This is a genomic window from Paenibacillus plantarum, from assembly GCF_013141695.1.
Taxonomy (GTDB): Bacteria; Bacillota; Bacilli; order Paenibacillales; family NBRC-103111; genus Paenibacillus_E; species Paenibacillus_E plantarum.
Window position 1 is genome coordinate 349,142 of the sequence record NZ_WHNY01000026.1, and the last position, 18,367, is coordinate 367,508.

Annotated in this window: 17 protein-coding genes and 1 pseudogene; 6 read left to right on the top strand and 12 right to left on the bottom strand. The window is 41.3% G+C overall.

The genetic code is table 11. The features are described from left to right. Positions 1 to 176: 176 nt before the first annotated feature. Complete coding sequence (locus tag GC096_RS08245) at positions 177 to 614, bottom strand: Gfo/Idh/MocA family protein (protein ID WP_171629749.1); 438 nt, start codon at positions 612 to 614, stop codon at positions 177 to 179. A gap of 862 nt (positions 615 to 1,476) precedes the next feature. Here GC096_RS08245 and GC096_RS39530 point away from each other — a divergent pair. Both GC096_RS39530 and GC096_RS08250 read left to right on the top strand, forming a co-directional pair. Beyond that, the gene (locus GC096_RS39530; protein ID WP_446686383.1) at positions 1,477 to 1,668 is read left to right on the top strand and encodes a hypothetical protein; all 192 of its coding nucleotides are present in this window, start codon (positions 1,477 to 1,479) and stop codon (positions 1,666 to 1,668) included. 786 nt (positions 1,669 to 2,454) lie between these two features. After that, on the top strand, positions 2,455 to 3,159 hold the full coding sequence (locus GC096_RS08250) for a hypothetical protein (protein ID WP_171629750.1): 705 nt from the start codon (positions 2,455 to 2,457) through the stop codon (positions 3,157 to 3,159). A gap of 78 nt (positions 3,160 to 3,237) precedes the next feature. Here GC096_RS08250 and GC096_RS08255 read toward each other — a convergent pair. The 10 genes and pseudogenes from GC096_RS08255 to GC096_RS08300 all read right to left on the bottom strand — a co-directional run. Further along, positions 3,238 to 3,357 (bottom strand): annotated as a pseudogene (locus GC096_RS08255) (manganese catalase family protein); the annotation flags it as partial. Positions 3,358 to 3,372: 15 nt separating this feature from the next. Continuing rightward, on the bottom strand, positions 3,373 to 3,546 hold the full coding sequence (locus GC096_RS08260; RefSeq protein ID WP_312886223.1) for a spore coat protein CotJB: 174 nt from the start codon (positions 3,544 to 3,546) through the stop codon (positions 3,373 to 3,375). Between the two features lie 294 nt (positions 3,547 to 3,840). After that, the gene (locus tag GC096_RS08265; protein ID WP_171629752.1) at positions 3,841 to 4,983 is read right to left on the bottom strand and encodes a zinc-dependent alcohol dehydrogenase; all 1,143 of its coding nucleotides are present in this window, start codon (positions 4,981 to 4,983) and stop codon (positions 3,841 to 3,843) included. Next, positions 4,955 to 5,440 carry a cupredoxin domain-containing protein gene (locus GC096_RS08270; RefSeq protein ID WP_171629753.1) on the bottom strand — a complete coding sequence of 162 codons (486 nt, stop codon included), beginning with the start codon at positions 5,438 to 5,440 and terminating at the stop codon, positions 4,955 to 4,957. The genes GC096_RS08265 and GC096_RS08270 overlap by 29 nt, the downstream gene beginning before the upstream one ends. Positions 5,441 to 6,235: 795 nt before the next feature. After that, the gene (locus GC096_RS08275; RefSeq protein ID WP_171629754.1) at positions 6,236 to 6,577 is read right to left on the bottom strand and encodes a hypothetical protein; all 342 of its coding nucleotides are present in this window, start codon (positions 6,575 to 6,577) and stop codon (positions 6,236 to 6,238) included. Positions 6,578 to 6,731: 154 nt separating this feature from the next. Continuing rightward, positions 6,732 to 6,908, bottom strand: coding sequence for a hypothetical protein (locus tag GC096_RS08280; RefSeq protein WP_171629755.1), 177 nt, complete (start codon positions 6,906 to 6,908; stop codon positions 6,732 to 6,734). Positions 6,909 to 7,011: 103 nt separating this feature from the next. Beyond that, entirely contained in the window at positions 7,012 to 7,218 is a 207-nt protein-coding gene (locus GC096_RS08285) for a hypothetical protein (protein WP_171629756.1), read from the bottom strand. A 136-nt stretch (positions 7,219 to 7,354) separates the two neighbouring features. Further along, the gene (locus tag GC096_RS08290) at positions 7,355 to 8,926 is read right to left on the bottom strand and encodes an extracellular solute-binding protein (protein WP_171629757.1); all 1,572 of its coding nucleotides are present in this window, start codon (positions 8,924 to 8,926) and stop codon (positions 7,355 to 7,357) included. A gap of 55 nt (positions 8,927 to 8,981) precedes the next feature. Next, positions 8,982 to 9,848, bottom strand: a complete 867-nt coding sequence (locus GC096_RS08295; protein WP_171629758.1) for a carbohydrate ABC transporter permease — start codon at positions 9,846 to 9,848, stop codon at positions 8,982 to 8,984. A 16-nt stretch (positions 9,849 to 9,864) separates the two neighbouring features. After that, the gene (locus GC096_RS08300; protein WP_171629759.1) at positions 9,865 to 10,848 is read right to left on the bottom strand and encodes an ABC transporter permease; all 984 of its coding nucleotides are present in this window, start codon (positions 10,846 to 10,848) and stop codon (positions 9,865 to 9,867) included. Positions 10,849 to 11,131: 283 nt separating this feature from the next. Here GC096_RS08300 and GC096_RS39315 point away from each other — a divergent pair, with 283 nt between their 5' ends. Continuing rightward, the gene (locus GC096_RS39315; RefSeq protein ID WP_171629760.1) at positions 11,132 to 13,402 is read left to right on the top strand and encodes a helix-turn-helix domain-containing protein; all 2,271 of its coding nucleotides are present in this window, start codon (positions 11,132 to 11,134) and stop codon (positions 13,400 to 13,402) included. 88 nt (positions 13,403 to 13,490) lie between these two features. Continuing rightward, positions 13,491 to 14,120 (top strand): carbohydrate-binding family 9-like protein, encoded by a 630-nt coding sequence (locus GC096_RS08310; protein WP_171629761.1) that lies wholly within the window; start codon positions 13,491 to 13,493, stop codon positions 14,118 to 14,120. Positions 14,121 to 14,372: 252 nt separating this feature from the next. On the opposite strand, the gene GC096_RS08315 is transcribed toward GC096_RS08310, so the two are convergent. Beyond that, complete coding sequence (locus GC096_RS08315) at positions 14,373 to 15,239, bottom strand: hypothetical protein (protein ID WP_171629762.1); 867 nt, start codon at positions 15,237 to 15,239, stop codon at positions 14,373 to 14,375. Between the two features lie 665 nt (positions 15,240 to 15,904). Between GC096_RS08315 and GC096_RS08320 the strand changes: the two genes are divergently transcribed. Together GC096_RS08320 and nagA are read left to right on the top strand one after the other, a co-directional pair. Continuing rightward, positions 15,905 to 16,699, top strand: a complete 795-nt coding sequence (locus GC096_RS08320; RefSeq protein WP_171629763.1) for a DeoR/GlpR family DNA-binding transcription regulator — start codon at positions 15,905 to 15,907, stop codon at positions 16,697 to 16,699. Next, entirely contained in the window at positions 16,689 to 17,834 is a 1,146-nt protein-coding gene (gene nagA / locus GC096_RS08325) for an N-acetylglucosamine-6-phosphate deacetylase (RefSeq protein WP_171629764.1), read from the top strand. The genes GC096_RS08320 and nagA overlap by 11 nt, the downstream gene beginning before the upstream one ends. Positions 17,835 to 18,367 lie beyond the last annotated feature (533 nt).

Consider the following 18,367-nt stretch of genomic DNA (forward strand, 5'->3'; position numbering starts at 1 on the left):
CACTGCTCTTCGTCAGTTGCTACCTAGTTTTTAAAATGTTTAAAGTTAGGTGTGTTTGAGTAACTCAAACGTCAGTTTAAAACTTATTGACATAGTACGCTTATATGAAAAAAAGCCGTTTCATCTAGTCCAAAAGGATCTAAATGAAACAAGCTTTTATCTTAGATCGCTATTGGCTACCCAAGCTTAGCAGACTCATCAAAGACTTCGCTTCCATGCTGTCTGTGCGAACAAGACCTTCGGAGCCGGCAAAACTCTACCGCATAGCGGAAAGAGCCCGGATAGCCGCCTACACGACGAGCGTTCGCAACCCCGATCCTGCCGATTTGACCGGTATCGATCTGCTGCTTCATTTGCGCATATTCCGGGAAAAAGCGCACGACATGTCCAACGAATAGTCGGACCCCATATTCCTCGCAGCATGCGATCCTTTCTTGAGCATCTTCCAGTTGATGGGCAACTTGCTTCTCACAAATGACATGTTTCCCCGCTCTTGCGGCTTGAAGCACGCTCTCCTTATGCAAGTAAGAAGGGACTACGACACTAACCATGTCAAACGCGGCTGCCGAAAGCATCTCCTCAACGACCCATCTCGAAATCAGCTGATACTCCATCCGTCAATACGCCTAAACGTTCAAATACCACCGTATAATCCCTCTCTCTTTCACGTGTCCAAGCATCTCATTATCCTGGTTTCAATGTCATAACTATATCAACAATGTCCTTCATAAAGTTGGCTTTTCTTTCGATGTAAATTTACATTTTTTACGCTTTACATCGTCTCCAGAGTTACTCAATTCACCTCGTCCATGGCAGGTAAGCGATGATTTTATTTTCATTTACAGTTATTTATGAAAAATAACAGAAAGAAGAAATTGTGATATTCCATAATTAATTAGAAAACGGAGCTCGCAAACCCGCGGCACTCCGTTTTTATTGTTTTTAGGCTCGGTACTAGCTTTCTATGTTTGGTTTTTACCCTTTCTCACCATCCGTGTGTAGTGTGTGATATCTACTATATTAGTTACCTTTCTAGTTAAATCTCCCAAGAAAAAAGATGAGAAAGAAAAAAAGTAACGTTTAGGCACTTTCTTCAAAATCTTAAGCAAATATTTGTGAACAATGGCCGTTGGTTATCAGCTATTTTTACTATTGGTTTCATCTGTATGTTTATTAATTTTAAGGGCACTTTTTTATTTATCAGACATACTGGAGGTTAAAAGCTTCTGAAAAGGATGCCTGATTGCTATCCCTTCTGCTGCACTATGTCTTGCTTCATTCATTACAGGTAGAAAAATTGAAAAAAACGAAAGATTAACGAAGTGGATCACTTTTTTTGGGAATAGCAATAGTAACTGCCTCTCTTGTTGTATCTGGCATGGTTCAATCCCTATGCTGGTTAATTACTTTAATTAGTATTGCAGCATTGGTATTGGTGTTACTCTACCCTGCTTAGATTCCTTAATAACGGAAGGAATAGATAAAGCAGAAAGAGGCACAATAACTTTCATCTATAGTTCTATGAGGTTCATTGGCGTTGCAGTTGGCCCCCCACTGGCTTCAGTTCTTGTGAATTTTTCGCTTCAAGTTATGTTCTATAGTATATCTGGTACTTGTGTAGTTGCTGGCTTCATACACTATTCGCTATTAAACCAATTCAAGAAGTAAAGTCTGCAAAGTAAAGAAGATCTCCAATTATTGGAGATCTTTTTCCTATTAAACATGGAGCTCGGGCATTAATAATTAATGCTAATATATTTAAAGGTAAGTGGTCCATATAGCTCACGACATTAAAAGATCTTAAATCTGGGTATCCTAACATTGAATTCAAATCATGTTAAAAAGGAGACCCTTAATGAGAAAGATTATTATGGTTACAATTTCTACTGTTTTCATATTAACATTCAGTTTTCATGCGGTTAATAGCTTACATATATCAGGTATTAATGGACCGAGAGTTGTTGCATCTGGAACTCTGTGATGACCCCTTTTCCTGCTAAAATCGCAAGAAGAATTCGCAGATATTCCTCTAATTCATTAAGCATAATAATAAATTGAGTTTAAATTTTTGTAGGTGTAGGGTTAATTCATAGGCTTGATTATTTAATTGGTCTAAAGTATTTCCAGCATTAGGAAGCCGTGCTTGATTGAGCAGTTGATCGAATTTAGAATAAAATGATTATCTTTCGTCTCAACAACACTATTTATATCCCTCTTTTATTTCAATACTCTAAATTATGACTATTAGTATGCTACTTTAATGGCAATCGGACGATAGAAGTACCATAGTATATAAGCCATTATAATTGGGAAGTCCTTTTCATAACATCGAAGCATCTGATGTGGTACTAGTACCGTTAAAGAACCAATAATTCACAGAATAAAAGCAAGCTGAATCCTAATAATAATGTAGGCTTCAAAGGCCAACATAGATATTTTAGGAGGAACAATAAAATGAATCAATTCGGACAGCAAAGCCTAAACAATGCATCTCAATCGTCCTATACAAACGGATACGCTAATTCTAATACCTCGCAGGAGCCGGTCATTTCTCATTATGGCGGCTATCAGACTCAATATTCACAGGACAACGCATTTACGCAGAATAATTCACAGCCAGTCATTTCTCATTACGGCGGCTATCAAGCACACAATTCCCAGTATAGCTTTCAACCCAACCATGCATCCCAAACAAATGCTTACTCTCAAAGCACTTCACAGCCGGTCATTTCTCATTACGGCGGCTACCAAGCACACAATTCCCAGCACAACATTCAGCCTAACTATGCATCTCAAATAAATGCTAACTCTCAATATGCATCACAACCGGTCATTTCTCATTATGGGGGCTATCAGGCACAGAATTCCCAGTATAGCATGCAACCCAAGCATGCAGCCCAAATGAATGCTTACTCTCAAAACGCCTCACAGCCGGTCATTTCTCATTACGGCGGCTACCAAGCACAGAATTCCCAGCAAAGCATTCAGCCTAACCATGCATCTCAAATGAATGCATATTCTCAAAACATCTCACAGCCGGTTATTTCTCATTACGGTGGCTATCAGGCACAGAATTCCCAGCAAAGCGGATATCCACAACAAGGATCAATACAATCGTCACAACCGGTCATTGTGCATTATGGGTATACCAGTAACTAACATAGTCGATTAAGTAAATTGAGGGCCTTCACCTCTAGTATTTATGGAGATGAAAGTCCTCTTTTATGGTTTAAGTATGAGTGCCGCAGCGAGTTCACCATCCGCACCTCCATACTGCTCAAGAAGTATTCTAGCCATTCTTGGATCGCGTTTACTAACCTTTACAGGATATTGAAGCTTCTTTTCATAAATCCACATCGACTGACCTCCTTCTCAAACTTGCCATGGCCAAGATGTCTCCTCCCATTGCCAAGGCTGCCTCATGAAGCTATGTCCAAAGGGCATCAGTGGACCAAATTCCATTTCAAACTTTCCAACTATATGCATACGTTTCTGAACAATATGATTGTATTGCTGAATGACGTTTAGATCACCAAAATCACTTATTCTACTTTATTTGGTTAGATTCTCCAGTACCAAAAAGTTAGCACGACATTTAAACCTACGAAAGAAATTTAATAAATTGAGTTAGCGTTCAATTCCACCAAATCCCATAATAGTAAAGTTTCAAATTAATCTTTTGAGGAAATAATTAAATGGGAATTTAGTGGAAATCCAAAAGATGAACCTTTGCACTACGGTGAAAAAGAACTAAATAAGGATTAGATTGTCTTGGCTTACAGATAAAAAAATGAGCAGGATCCCAGTGGGATTCTGCTCGCTTTTTAAACCATGATATAACTAAGGTTTCAAAATTATTTTAATAGCCTGATCCTCCTTCTTATTAAAAATGCTGTATGCATGCTCCGCATCATCCAACTTCAATCGATGGCTAATGATATCGGTTGGGTCAAATATACCTTCTTTGATTTGACGATATAATTCAGGCATATAGTGAATGACTGGAGCCTGACCCATCTTCAGCGTAATATTGCGGCTAAACAAATCACCAAAAGGGAAAGCATTGTAATTCATCCCATAAACCCCAGTAACCTGAATCGTGCCACCTTTGCGCACCAGTTTAGTAGCCATTCGGAATGCCCCAAGTCCACCACCTTGGAGCTTAAGCATCGTTTCTATTTTCTCCACAAAGGCCTTCTCCGAATCCAGTCCTACAGCATCGATGACTACATCAGCTCCACCGCCTGTAAGCTCAGCTAAATATTGAAGCAGATCATCTTGTTTTTTAAAATTAAAAACTTCGACATGATTCGTTTTACGTGCATGCTCCAAACGATAATCCACATGATCGATCGCGATAACACGTTTTGCACCTTTCAACCAGGCAAACTTCTGTGTCAGCAATCCCACGGGTCCACAGCCCAGAATAATGACGGTATCACCAGCCTTGACTCCTGCATGATCCACACTCCAATAGGCTGTAGGAATAATATCAGAGAGAAATAGAAGTTTCTCATCCTCCATTTCAGCATCCTCAGGGACTTTGAAAGGGATGAAGTTCCCATAAGGAACACGCAGCAACTCAGCTTGTCCGCCTGCATATCCGCCGAAGGTATCGGAATAACCGAAATACCCGCCTGTATCTCCATGTAAAAAATCATTCGAATTATCACACTGGCTTTCTAATTGATGGTTACAATACCAACATTGACCACAAGCAATGTTAAAGGGAAGGATGACGCGGTCTCCCTTTTTCACTTTGGTAACATCTGTTCCTATCTCCTCTACAATTCCCATCGGCTCATGCCCAATAATAAAGTCGTCTCGCATATTCGGTATTTCCCCATTATAGAGGTGAAGATCCGAACCACATATGGTCGTAGTTGTGATACGAACCAGAATATCATCCGATTTCTCTAGCTTGGCATCTGGTACTTCTTTAACTTTCACATTTCTAATCCCCTGATAGGTTAAAGCTTTCATTTTTACCCTCCTTTTCAATGATTTCATTGTTCTTCACCGATACCCCCTTAATTATCAAGTAGAAGCGTAATGTAGTTATAACTCCAATAACTGGGCAAGTTAGGAGGTAATGATGGAAAAGCGAGAGGAAAGGAGTTCTGAGAATGCTATAGAAAATAGTTCCTAATTCCATTTTCTCGGATATACAATCACTCCACCTTTTACCGTCCAGTAAATTCAATAATATTCCATATTTATCCTCCACCCTGACGAGTGTAAGATCTCTTGTCCTTGTTGCCATTTCTCTTGAAAGAAAATCAAATTTCATTAAATGATCTGGAAGAGAACTGGTATCTTTACCTTTTAAAGGAGTGGCTACTCTGAACTGCATCACATCGGTTGTTTCGGGGGAGGCCCCCTTGAAGACATTTTTAAGAACGATCGTCTTACCGAAAAATCGAGTAAAATCGACGATCACGTAGTTTCTGGGTAAATTCCCTCATGGTCACTTCATAATACGAACCTTTCTTGTATTGGTCGATCGGGGTAATAGTTTTGGGAATCGGCAGTTTATCGACGAATTTTGAAGTTTTACTTTTAAGAGCATATGAGTGGAGACCTCCTCACGGTTAATACCTTAAGAAAGCGTATGAACGACCGATGTCCCACAATGTTTAATTGTGGATTTCCCCTTCATCTATTACAAAACAATTAATGATTTCATCATTACTTTTTCTGTAATCTTGGAATATTTTCCTTTGAATAGTTGAGCGACGAACCTTTATTACGGAAACGCTACTGAGCGAGCTATCGGCAATAATGACTTGTCCAAAATCCGCTTACGATAATATGTCATTGTCCTCCAAATGCTGTTGGTGGGATTTAAGTAAGACCTCTTTAAACTGTACACGTCTTCATTCCAAGATTATTGGAATGACGTTTCTTCATATTTATTGAGCTATCGTTCTGCGTTAGCAGTACAGGTATATTTTGGAAACCAATAGTTACCTTATTAGAAACAGTAGATCATGTCCAGCACCGTTCCATCTGCGATATTTCAAACAACATATGTCCTTAAATACTATGCCATTAAAGCTTCAATTTTTCGTTCGTTCTTACCGCAGTAACGTTTCTGTTGTCCAGCACCACATTCAATTGTTTGTTCTCGAGGTCGCTCCCCTTCCGTTCATCAGATGTTTCGTCATTTGACTACTTCAGGATGCAACTGCCCGTCGCACAAAGAGACCCACAGCAACGGGCTGCGGGTCTAAGTTTATATTTTAAAGGGGGGCTCCGTCGAACTTTTCATTTGCACTAGAAGCCAAGTTATAATTGATGATCCGCTCGATTTCACGGATCGCTTTATAGTGATAGCTTCATAAGCACCTAGGTATCCGGGAGAAGTTCCGCCCGCTATACAAGCCTGAACGGCGTAGCCGTGTTGGTGCGCCCAAATGATGAAGTCGCGTAGTTTGCCTGGATCGTCCTCCAGGATGTCCATACCGGCAAAAGAGCCGACAGCCAAATAAAATGTTGTAATCGGATCGGAGCCGAACGTCGCCGTATCTTGAGCAAGCGTATCGAGTACTGTCCACGAATTTGGGTTAAGCAGCAACTTGTACGTTTCAGACTCCCAAATCTACATGGCGCGATCCTGCTTAGGCATATAGAATGGCTCATTCGTTTTATCGCCATTCCCATTGGAATCCCAATTGTAAACGTATTCATTTTGAAACAGAACAGTATTCAACCATGCGCCGTTATTGATCCTAACCTGCCAGCTTAACGGAGATCCGAATCGACACTGTACCACTGATGGTTACGCCGTCGGTTGGATTAATGATGTTCACCTGATGGAGTCCTGATTCTGGATTGTTCACATTTACGCTAACCGTTTGGCTCCATACCCCGTAACGCGTGATGATGTCACTGCCTCTGGCGATCACCTGCACTTCGCCATTATAAGAGCTGTTATCAAAATCATAATACTAGCTGCCCGTATCGTCTCCTTCCGGATCGACCATCACCGTGTCGACCTGCTTTTCCCCATTAATAAACAGTTTGGACCTCATATGCTTTCGTATACGTTCCTGTAAAACGAGTGACGCCTTTGACTAGCTGTGCTCTTTCCTTTGGCGTATCGATCGTAACTCCTGGGTCTACAGCCGCACCCGCATGAGAAGGCATTCCCACCATCACAGCCAGCAGAAGAAGGGATATAAGCAATCCTATGTGACAAAGTTTTTTCGGGAGCATGACCAATGTATCCACTTCCTTTAATTTAACATGACTAATAATTAGTAAGATCGGATGCTACTCCTCCAGCATGAAGCTCGAGCCAAACAGCATCCGTCCTATCTCAACAAGTTTTGTCTTGTTGCTAATTGCGGCTTTATTTCGATTTCAATTCGACAGACTCTACCCGTTTATTAGCCGTTTTATAGGTATCTACCAGTTTCTGCACGCCTAGTCCTTCAATTTCCTTAACGTATTTATCCCATTCGCTCAAGCTACGAGAGCCCGTAACAAACTTAGCGAAGTTTTCATCTCGGCTCTTTTTCACCGCTTGACCAGTCACAGCCAATCTCTCGTTCTCCTCTTCCGTAAACGCCGGTTTCGGCTGCATTGCCGGTAGATCGTATTTCACAACTTCCTGATAAGCCGCGCGCAAATCTTTGGAGAACAGGGACAAATGCGCTCCGAAATCGATCCAAGTGTAATCGCCGCTCGTCTGAAGGCCTGTTTTCTTGCGCATTTCCGTTACATCTGTAAATTCAGGCTTAAATTTCTTCTGGCCATTCTCCACCGTGAACGTCTCGCCTTCTTTCCCCCAGCTCGTCAACGTTTTACCTTCCTCGGAGTAAAAGAAGTCCATATATTTCATAATATCTTTTACGTTTTTGGATGTGGATGCCACCGTTAAACCACCCTCCAAATATTGGAAGTATGGATTCAACTGCTTGCCGCCAGAAATCCCGGCCGGAGGCGCCATGAATTGCATGTTATACTCTGAATTGTCCTTTCTCATGGCGTTGTTGAAGAAGTCAATACGGCTGATATAGTCGATCGTGATGAACGAATTGCTATTGGAAATCATGTCCTGCCATTGTTTCGTTTGCGTCGTCAGGAAATCAGGCGGGATCAATCCTTCCTTATAAAACTTATTCCAAGCGCCCAACATCGCTTTGTACGCATCTTCCGTCGGTCCGAATCCCCAATCCTTTTTGTCGAAATTATAGTAGACGTTCTCACCAGTATTGAAATTCGTCGTGAGGTTGGCGTACATTTCGTCGGGAATTTGACCGAAACGCATGGAGAGTGGGTAACTGCTCGGATACAACTCCTTCAGCTTTTTCAGAACAGTATACAGCTCATCGTAGTTTTTCGGCGGCGTCAAACCGTTCTTGCGGAAGATGTCTTCCCGGTACAGCCAAATCATCCGGTTTGTTTCCCCAAAGCCTTGGTTCGGGAACATGTACATCTTTCCTTCCGAGGAGAGAACTGCTTTGCCCTCTTCTGGATATTTCTTCAACCATGCCGACAGGTTCGGCATCTGGTTTAAATAATCGAGAATGTTGACGAGTGCACCTTGCTGACCAAATTTATTCGCGGTCACGCGGGTTGGAATATACATCAAATCTGGCATACTATTGGAAGCCACTACCAAATTTAGCGAATCGCCCAGTTTACCGGATGGTGTCTGTACGTCAAGCGTCACACCAGTTTTTTCTTCAATCCATTTCCAAATTGGCCAATCCTTACTGTACGGAAACGTTGGGTTGCTATCCAACAAAGCTTTGAAGGTTTTCTTCTCCAAGACTGGCGCCGAGGTGCTTCCATTACTCCCCGATGCCGTATTCTTTGTTTCTCCGCTTGCATTCTCCTCCGTCTTGCTGCCAGAACATCCCGCTAAAATCGATAATCCAAGCATCACAGTTAAAATCATCATTGCGTTTCTTTTCATTTTTTTCCCCTCTTCTTCTTTTGGTGGCTGACTACATTCCTTGTGCATTTGTGCGTTATCCTTTTACTGCACCAATCATGACACCTTTGACAAAATATTTCTGGATGAACGGATAGACCAATAAAATCGGCAACGTTGAAACCATGATTGTCGCGAATTTCAACGAATCCTCTACAATGAGATTATCACCTCCAATTCGAGTTACATCGCCGGATGCGACGTTGCCGGCCAATACCAGATTGCGAAGAAGAACCTGGAGTGGAAAGAGATCCGGATCTCTTAGGTAAAGCAGCGGCAGCATAAAATTATTCCATAACCCCACCGCGTAAAACAGGGAGACAGTTGCGATGACCGCCTTCGACAACGGAAGGACGAGGCGAAAGAAAATACCGATATCTGTTAGCCCGTCCATTCTGCCGGATTCTTCAACTTCCTTCGGCATGTTGCTGAAAAAAGTGCGCATAATAATCAAATTCCATGTACTCACCGCACCTGGAAGCACCATGCCCCAAATGGTGTCGACTAAACCCAACGACCGTACTACCAGGAACGTAGGTATCATGCCACCACTGAAAAACATCGTGAAAATGATGAGCACAGTCATGGACTTATGAAACCCCATATCCTTTCGCGACAAGGCATACCCCCCCATAGAAGTAATAATGACGGAAATAAGTGTTCCCAAGCCGACATAGATCAGTGTGTTTTTATAGGAGATCCATATTTTCGGATCTTTAAAAACCAATTCATACATCTTCAGATTAAATCCTTTGGGCCAAAGGCTAATCTCCCCTTTCATGACAAATACATCCTTGCTTAATGAAACGGCCAACATATATATGAATGGATAAAGCGTAACGACAATGACAAGAAGCATGATCAGAGAATTTACTAGGCCGAGAAGGCTGATGCGTTTTTTCATACCGTTAATTCCTCCTTTACCATAAGCTGTTTTCTCCCAATTTTCTGCTAATGTAGTTCGCTGAATAGATAAAGATCAGACTGATGATGCCCATAAATAAATCGATCGATGCCCCGTAGCTAAAATTGCCTTGCTCTAGACCTACTCGGTAAACATAAGTGCTGATGATGTCCGCCGTCGAATAAATGGCCGCATTGTACATAAGAAATACTTTTTCGAAGCCGATTTCCAATACTTTCCCCACATTTAATATAAAGAGGATAACAATCGTCGGCGCAATGCCAGGCAGTGTGACGTTCCACAGTTTTCCCCAGCGTCCCGCTCCATCAATACTTGCTGCTTCATAGAGCTGCGGGTCCACAGCGGTCAGTGCCGCCAAATATATGATCGATTCCCAGCCGATTTGCTGCCAAATATCCGAAGCGACGTAGATGGTACGGAACCAACCGGGCTCCATCATGAAGTTGATTGGTGAGAATCCGAACCTTTGTATAATCTGATTAATCAAGCCGCCAGACGGAGATAGGAACATAATTACCATGCTGGCAACAATCACGTTCGAGATGAAATGGGGCAAATAGCTTACTGTCTGGACAAACCGCTTTAAAGCCATATTTTTCAATTCGTTTAGAAGGATGGCCAGAATAATAGGAGCGGGAAAGCCGAACAACAGCTTGTAAAAGCCCAATAAGAGCGTGTTACGCATCAATAGAAAGAAATCTGGATTTTGGAAAAACATCACATAATATTTGAACCCTACCCATTCACTAGCCCAGATGCCCTTAAAGAGATTAAAGTTTTTGAACGTGATCACCAATCCAAACATAGGGATATAGCGAAAAATGACATAGTAGAGCAAGCAGGGCAGAACCAGCAACCATAAATATTTGTTATGGTTCCATGATTTTCTCAGCAGACTCGTTGTCTTAACCTGATTGAACGATTCGACGGATACTTGCTTCTGCTTCTTCTCGATTGCGTGCGTATTCGTTTGGGTCATGCGCATATCTCCTCATTCAGTTGTAGATGCTTGCCTGCTGCTGGCGCCTTCGTGCAGCGGGCTTTAATATCGTCATTATACACATGCCATTCTCGAGAAATAAATCGCCACATTTAATAGAGAACACGCAATTTATTGGATAAGCAAAGAAAGTGTGTATGAATTAAAAGAAATGAATATTTTCCTTTAGATCACTATCCCGTAGTATAGTTGTATGATGAATGTTACTATGGATCCAGCAGGATTTGCAGAAATCGACATAGAGAACATGGGGGTCTATCGGGTGTTAAAATTATGGCGGTTTAGTTGGAAAACCAATTCCTTATTCGCAAAGTTAATGACCAGTTTTCTTGTTGTGATAGCCGTGCTCGCTGTCTTCAATTTCATATCCTTTTTATTTCTGAAATCGAAAATCTACGAAGAAATCGTCAAATACAACCAATCGAACCTAAATCATACGGTGGACCAATACGAGAATCATTTCAGGCTAGTCAGGGAAACGATTATTAGTTTAAATCAAGATGACATATTTATGGCGAATCTGAATCTTTTGCGGAATGTACAGAAATTAAACGCGTATGACAAAGTAGACAACGTCATGTCGGTGATCAAAGTGCTGATCGCCAACCCTTTTCTTTCTATTGACAATATCATGCTCTATTTCAAAAACGATTCTTATGTGGTGGAAAAGGAAGGGACGAGCGGGGCTAATGACTTGTTCTCCAGATATTATGCCAGCAGTGCATATCTTCCGGAATTTTGGTTTCGCCAGTTCGACGAATCCTATACTTACCGGTTGATCCCTACCTCCTCATTCACGGAAATCTCAGCTAATATCCAAAAGAACAAAGGACAGCTGCTTCCGGCTATTGTTAAGCTGATGCCTTATAAAGACATGTATTTCATAGTCATGCTTAATCCGACTAAAATGTTCAACTCGTACCATTACTCAGATCAATTTGATTTATACATAATAAATGAAGAAGGTGTAGCAATATTCTCTTCGTCTCCTAGCATGAAGGCACCGCTGAACCAATCTTTTGAAGGGCAGAACGGAAGCTTTACCAACAATAATCTCTATTATTTCTATCAAAAAGGACAGTTGACCGGCTTGACCTATGTTAGCGTCGTTCCGATCAAGAGCATTTCTAATCAGTTGTTGCGTTTGAATATTGTTTTCATTACTTTACTGGTAATCATCATCCTGTTAAGTATCATAACGTCTGTGGTACTCACGATGCGATTAAACAGGCCTGTCAAAAAAATCATAGAGGCCGTTCAGCAGCGTCACCCATCAGGCGTGCCGGTGAGCAGTCCTATCTACGAATTTAATATGATTAGCGAAAAAATGAGCAGCATCCTCCGAACAAATGATCAGATTACGGAGGATTTGGACAAAAAGAAAGACGAGCTTCGGTATTATGCTTACACAAATAAATTGCGAAACATCCATATGAACTTAACTGAGCTACGAGAGCTGGTTGTTGCCGATACCCCTTTCACGCTCGTGCTGTATCAGTTGACGATGAAAGATAAATTTGGGGAACTCGATTCCGAGCTCGAAAAAGCTGTATACTTTATCCGGGAATATATTAATATTTTCCTGTCACAGACATTCAAGGACACAATTACGTTCCAAATGGATAAGGATACGGCGATTACTCTACTCTTCGGCCCGGACGAGACGGCAGACATTGAATCTGCGTTGGAGCAATTAATTCAGGTACTTGAAGTAGACCGGGACCTGTTTTTCCTGACTATCGCTGTAAGCCCGATTTACCCTGATTCCGGCCATTTGATTTCAGCTTATGAATATGCATCCACCATGTTACTACAGCGGAAATTGAACGACGAGACTCAACTCATCCGCACGTTCCGTCCTGCGAAAGGTGCTGTACATTTCACTGTACTAGTGGAAGAGGAGTTCTCCACTCGGCTCATGTCCGGGAATGAACAATCGCTATTGGACTGGATTCACCGGCAACTGGACGCCCTCTGCAAAAGAGAAGCCTCCGTGGACGAATTCAGAAGGTTCGCCAAAGAAGTTTACGGACAGTTGAACAAGTCGATCATGAAACTAAATTTGCATCGGGAACAAGGTGAGTTGCCGCCTCTGGTTTTAAATCACCTGAACAGCTTTTACAATATCGAAAAATACAAACAATGGTTCAAACAACTTATATCGCCAGCCATAGAAAGAGTGAATCACAAGAAATCGGAACACGATCGGATGACCTATTTTATCCTTGAGTATTTGGTCCAGCACCTGGAGCAGGACATCACGCTGGATATCATGGCGGACAAATTAAACATTACGTCAAGCTACTTATCAACCTATTTCAAAGAAAAAACAGGAGCGAACTTCAGCGATTATTTGAACGGCTTGCGCATGCAGAAAGCGAAAGAATTACTGAATAACCTGGATCTGAAAATCCAAGACGTCTCCGTCAAGGTTGGCTATCAGAATGTAAATTCGTTTATCCGCATGTTCAAACGCTACTCCGGTATTACGCCTGGTGAATACAGGAAGAGATACGGCACGCTGAGGACGTAATATCACCAAAAGAATCCTCCTACAAGAAGCTTAATTGCAGGAGGATTCTTTCAGGTTATTTACATACTGAACACAAAAAGGAGGAACTATGAAATATCTTATTCAACCTACGTATACGGATTCTCCCGTTTCTTGGAATGCAATTAGCGATTTATCCATCGATCATTATCTTTGGCTAGACAATGGCTACAAGCCGACAGTAAAAGTAAAGCTGATGTACACGTCCGAACGAATTCATCTGCATTATAGCGTATATGAAGCGAACCCCACAATCACCTATCGCACAATAAACGAACCAGTTTGCAAAGACAGCTGTGTCGAATTTTTCTTTCAGCCACTGCCAGAGTCGGATCCCAGATATCTGAATTTCGAGTTGAACGCAGCCGGTAATCTTCTGCTGAAACTGGGCACCAATCGGTTTGACCGGACCTATTTGCTGGACGTTGATTCGGCTCTTTTCCTCATCCATGCATCTCCAGAATGCTATGATCGGATTACCAAAATGCCGTATTGGCAGCTGGAATTTTCCATCCCTTTCCGCTGGATCCAAACGATATTTCCGGATTTCAGTCCTGAGGCTGGCCGCAAGATTTGCGCAAATTTTTACAAATGCGGGGATCATACGCCTATTCCACACTATGGATGTTGGAATCGAGTCACTTCGTCCGTGCCTGATTTCCATCGAAGCTGCGATTTCGGTGAGCTTGAGCTTGGTTAACCTTTAGCTTTCAGCTTTTATTCTACATGCTTGTAGGCAGAGCCCTTATAATAAAGGCTTCTTAGTGGCCAAAGGGGGATCTTCTTTTGACTAAATCTCTGATTTCATTAATATTCATAAAATCAATGTCCCCCCACACCAGCACGACCAACAGAGAGAATTAAGTTATGAAGTACTTCTGAGACAAATAAAAGCAGATAGTTCATTGAACTAACGTTCCCGCTAGTTCAACGAGCATTATGATATTCAAAATTAATGATGCTGTCGAGCCATTTGCATTTCCCAGACACGGCTTCTGGTATCGGTAGGTTTGTACTTTTTTAAGAATCCGTGGTCAAATGTAAAAAAGGCGTAACCATCTTTGTAGCCTATTTCAATGAAATGCTTCCCCTCCTCCACAAAAAGGGATGAATAAAAAATTTCTTCTATAGGCGCATCAGGGAAGAGACTTCTATCCCATTGAATAACTGTCGATTCAAAACGATCATATTCTGCGACCCAACGATGGATCTCCACAGCATGCGGGACCCAATCCGTCTGGTTTCCGACCCATTCAGGGACACCGTCATTGTCGAGATCCATCGGAATGGCCGTATGTCCTTGAAAATCTGTTATCTTCCATGAATCGGTTTTAGGATGATAAATCAGCAATCCATTCTGTGCCCCTATTTCACCAAAAGGGATTTCAATAGCCGCGCCAGACACATCCCCAGTTATGAAATTCATCGGATTAATCCAAGCTTGATTTTCATTAAAATTAGGCAAGTTACCCAACTTCCATTCCGAGTTCTTACCCTTGAGATACCCCGTATATATTGGGGAGGCATCACCACCGCTTTTATAAATATGTACTTCCGCCTCAGAGCGAGTTAGAGCAAAGCTTTTGATAAGCTTCGCCTCAGAAGGAGGAGTCCCTGACTCTAGTGGTTGTCCCAAACCTTCACCGAAGGGAAAAGCTATATTCTCAAGAAACATGTCAGGTCTATAGACCGATTGCTGGTTACTATGTCGAGAGTTTACTGTTGGCATACTAGTATGATGAACCTCATCATTACTGCAAGCGAGAATACTAAGCAATATCGGTATCATTATAGCGATAAACCGCACTATGTTCGTCAATATATAAATCCCTCACTCTCCTATTTGTCTTTATCATTAAATACTATCCTTTAATTTTAAAAAAAGGATGAACTTGCGCGTTTAGTTAAACAGACTGCCGTCGATGACGGCAGTCTGTTAGGGTTTTATTTAATGGCATCCTGGGCTTTATATTCATCTTCTAACTTCATGTATATTTCGTAAGTTCGTGTCCGATCTGTGGAGAACATTGTCCCTCCAGGCAATTTCATTTCGATAGGTGATTTAACCGTGAAGCGAATGTTTGCTGTTTGCAATTGACCGACAAAAAAATAATCTTCATCGTTTTGCCCTCTTTATATTACCATAATCTTGAAATTTGATGTCATCAAAATAGAAATTCTTGTTTTACGCTCATGGATTTTGAACATTAACACAATCTTTTCAATCGTTTGTTCAACAAAACAATAATGTCATTGAAGCGCACCGCGTAAGCGAAGAAGGCTACTACTGGATTAGGGTAAGTGTGACAACAGCCATAGAATTGAATGCTTTGCTCGAAGAACTTTTAATATACGGCAATTACAAATTAAGCCCATCAATTGGCCAAATGAAATAGTGAAATCACTAAAATACTTAAAAATACTTAAATATTACTTTAATTCACTTATATTTTATGATAATCTTACTTATAAGAGGTGATGATGATGTATCAAGAAGAACGATTACTGAAAATACTCGACTATATTAATGAACACCATGCGATGAGTGTAATGGATATCTGCTCTCTTCTAGATGTATCTAGGGATACAGCCCGAAGAGATATTGTTAAATTAGTACAAGAAGGGGTCGTTATTCGTACACATGGAGGCGTCGCTTTACCTCAATTGAAGAAGGAAATAGCCACCTATCAGGAACGTTTAATTGACGAAACAGACAGTAAAAGTAAAATTGGGAAGATAGCAGCTAAACTAGTTCAAGATCGGGAAACAGTCATTTTAGACGTATCAACTACGGTACAGTCTGTAGCAGAACAAATTTCAGCTAAAAATATTACAGCTGTCACACATTCCATAGACATTGTAGGGATTCTCTCAGGACGGGAAGATCTCCAAGTATATGTGCTAGGTGGCTATTTACATACCAAAAATCGGTTATTATATGGACCTTCCGTCATTGATAAACTAAGAGAATTAAGAGCTGATAAGGCATTTATCGGAGCTACATCTATACAAACTGATGGGCTTTACTTTCCTTACGAAGATGATGTTTCTGTAAAAAAAGAGATGGCCCGCAGATCGGATCAGGTAATCGTCGTAGCTGATTTCACGAAGTTTACAAGCAAATCGGTTTATCGTTTAGATTTTGACTTTGTGGATATTTTGATTACCGATCAAGAGGTGCCTAACGAAATAAGAGAAGTACTCCATAATAAAAATATAGCGATTATTCAATGTGAAGAGAAAGACAAATACGAGGAGGATAACATAGATGAGTCTTAAAATTTTGCACAACGTAAACGTGATCCAACCAGACGACCTTGTTCTACCTGCCACACTTTGGATAAGAAACGGAATTATTGAAAAGCTAGAAAGTGGTCTTTCTTCTCTTCCGGAGGGCGAATATGAACTTATGGATGGTCAAGGACATTTATTGATACCTGGTATGATCGATGTGCATATCCACGGTGCTAACGGGTTCGATATGATGGATGGCAGTGTGGCGAGTATTCAGGAGGTTTCGCGTGCTTGTGCTGAAACGGGCTGCACCTCATTTCTGGTTACCTCCGTTAGCTCTACAATTGAAGAATTACTAGCCATGATTCGTAGTGTGAAACGTGTAATCGGGCGTGAAGTCGGGGCCAAAATTGTCGGGCTTCATCTAGAGGGTCCGTACCTGAATCCGAAGCGTAAAGGTATGCAAAATGAACGATTTTTACGACATCCGAATCTTACTGAAATGAAAGAAATTTTTAACGAAGCAGATGGACTGATTAAGATGGTTACAATAGCCCCAGAATTACCTGGCGGGATGGAGCTCATCTCTTTTCTGAAAGAAAATGGCATCATAATCGCGGTTGCGCATTCGGATGCCACATACGAGGAAGCAAAGCAAGCCTTTGAAGCCGGAGCGAGTCACGTTACGCATTGTTTCAATGGCATGCGTCCGATTCATCATCGTGATCCCGGTCTGGTTGTAGCCGCTTTTGAAGAAGAACATGTAAGCCTCCAAGCGATTGTGGATGGTATTCATTTGCATCCTGCGATCGTTAGAATGATGCATCGTCTGAAAGGACCAGATGGCATGGTACTTATCACAGATGCTTTGCAAGCCATGGGACTAGGTGACGGGAATTATGTGTTCGGTGGACATCATGTTACGGTTTCCGACGGTGTAGCTCGACTAGAGGATGGGACTTTAGCCTCCAGTACGGTTACGATGAATGAGGCACTTCGTCTAACCGTAGAAACCGGCATTTCTTTAAAAGACGCGGTTCAAATGGCTTCAACCACACCTGCACGAATATTAAGCCTTGATACCCGAGGCAGAATCTCCACGGGCTTTGACGCTGATCTTGTCTTGTTAAATGAACAATTCCAAGTGCAATGGACAATGATTAAGGGTCATATCATCTAATGTTTGGGTAAATTCTCTCTAAGCAGGAATCATCGAAATCCTCGATTACCAATACGCATACTTCACATTAATACAATTTTCCATACATTGATTATTCGTGGATAAATAAGATTTCCCTGCAATTAACATAAGGAAATGCAATCGAGCCAAAATGACCGACTGCCTTCTCTGGTGTTAAACTATAGTTTTCCTTTAACTGAATTGTATATTCATTAAATGTCTTAAGCCCTCTCTCGACTGTCCCTTTTTATGTCTCGCCGCGACTTCTGGAAACAATAGATCAATACCAAAAAAGTTACAAACCTCTTACTAATTGTTTATTCTTCACGGATTACTACTCCCCTTCAAAAAATAAGCAGACAACTGAGAATTCATCAGATGTCTGCTTATTTTTTATGTTCATTCATTTTTTTGTATAAAAATTCAGTCCAAGTAATTCTGAAACAAAACGTCTAAACTTTACTGCAACAATTCCAATTAATTCTTGAATTTCACAGTGTGAATTGTAACTTGTTTTGTCATTTCTATTGCAT

Bases quoted from the DNA above. Each gene is read 5' to 3' on its own strand.
- nagA (WP_171629764.1), top strand. From the start codon at position 16,689: ATGAGTCTTAAAATTTTGCACAACGTAAACGTGATCCAACCAGACGAC.
- GC096_RS08295 (WP_171629758.1), bottom strand. From the start codon at position 9,848: ATGAAAAAACGCATCAGCCTTCTCGGCCTAGTAAATTCTCTGATCATG.
- GC096_RS08265 (WP_171629752.1), bottom strand. From the start codon at position 4,983: ATGAAAGCTTTAACCTATCAGGGGATTAGAAATGTGAAAGTTAAAGAA.
- GC096_RS08300 (WP_171629759.1), bottom strand. From the start codon at position 10,848: ATGACCCAAACGAATACGCACGCAATCGAGAAGAAGCAGAAGCAAGTA.
- GC096_RS08250 (WP_171629750.1), top strand. From the start codon at position 2,455: ATGAATCAATTCGGACAGCAAAGCCTAAACAATGCATCTCAATCGTCC.
- GC096_RS08245 (WP_171629749.1), bottom strand. From the start codon at position 614: ATGGAGTATCAGCTGATTTCGAGATGGGTCGTTGAGGAGATGCTTTCG.
- GC096_RS08320 (WP_171629763.1), top strand. From the start codon at position 15,905: ATGTATCAAGAAGAACGATTACTGAAAATACTCGACTATATTAATGAA.
- GC096_RS08310 (WP_171629761.1), top strand. From the start codon at position 13,491: ATGAAATATCTTATTCAACCTACGTATACGGATTCTCCCGTTTCTTGG.
- GC096_RS08285 (WP_171629756.1), bottom strand. From the start codon at position 7,218: ATGCTCCCGAAAAAACTTTGTCACATAGGATTGCTTATATCCCTTCTT.
- GC096_RS08290 (WP_171629757.1), bottom strand. From the start codon at position 8,926: ATGAAAAGAAACGCAATGATGATTTTAACTGTGATGCTTGGATTATCG.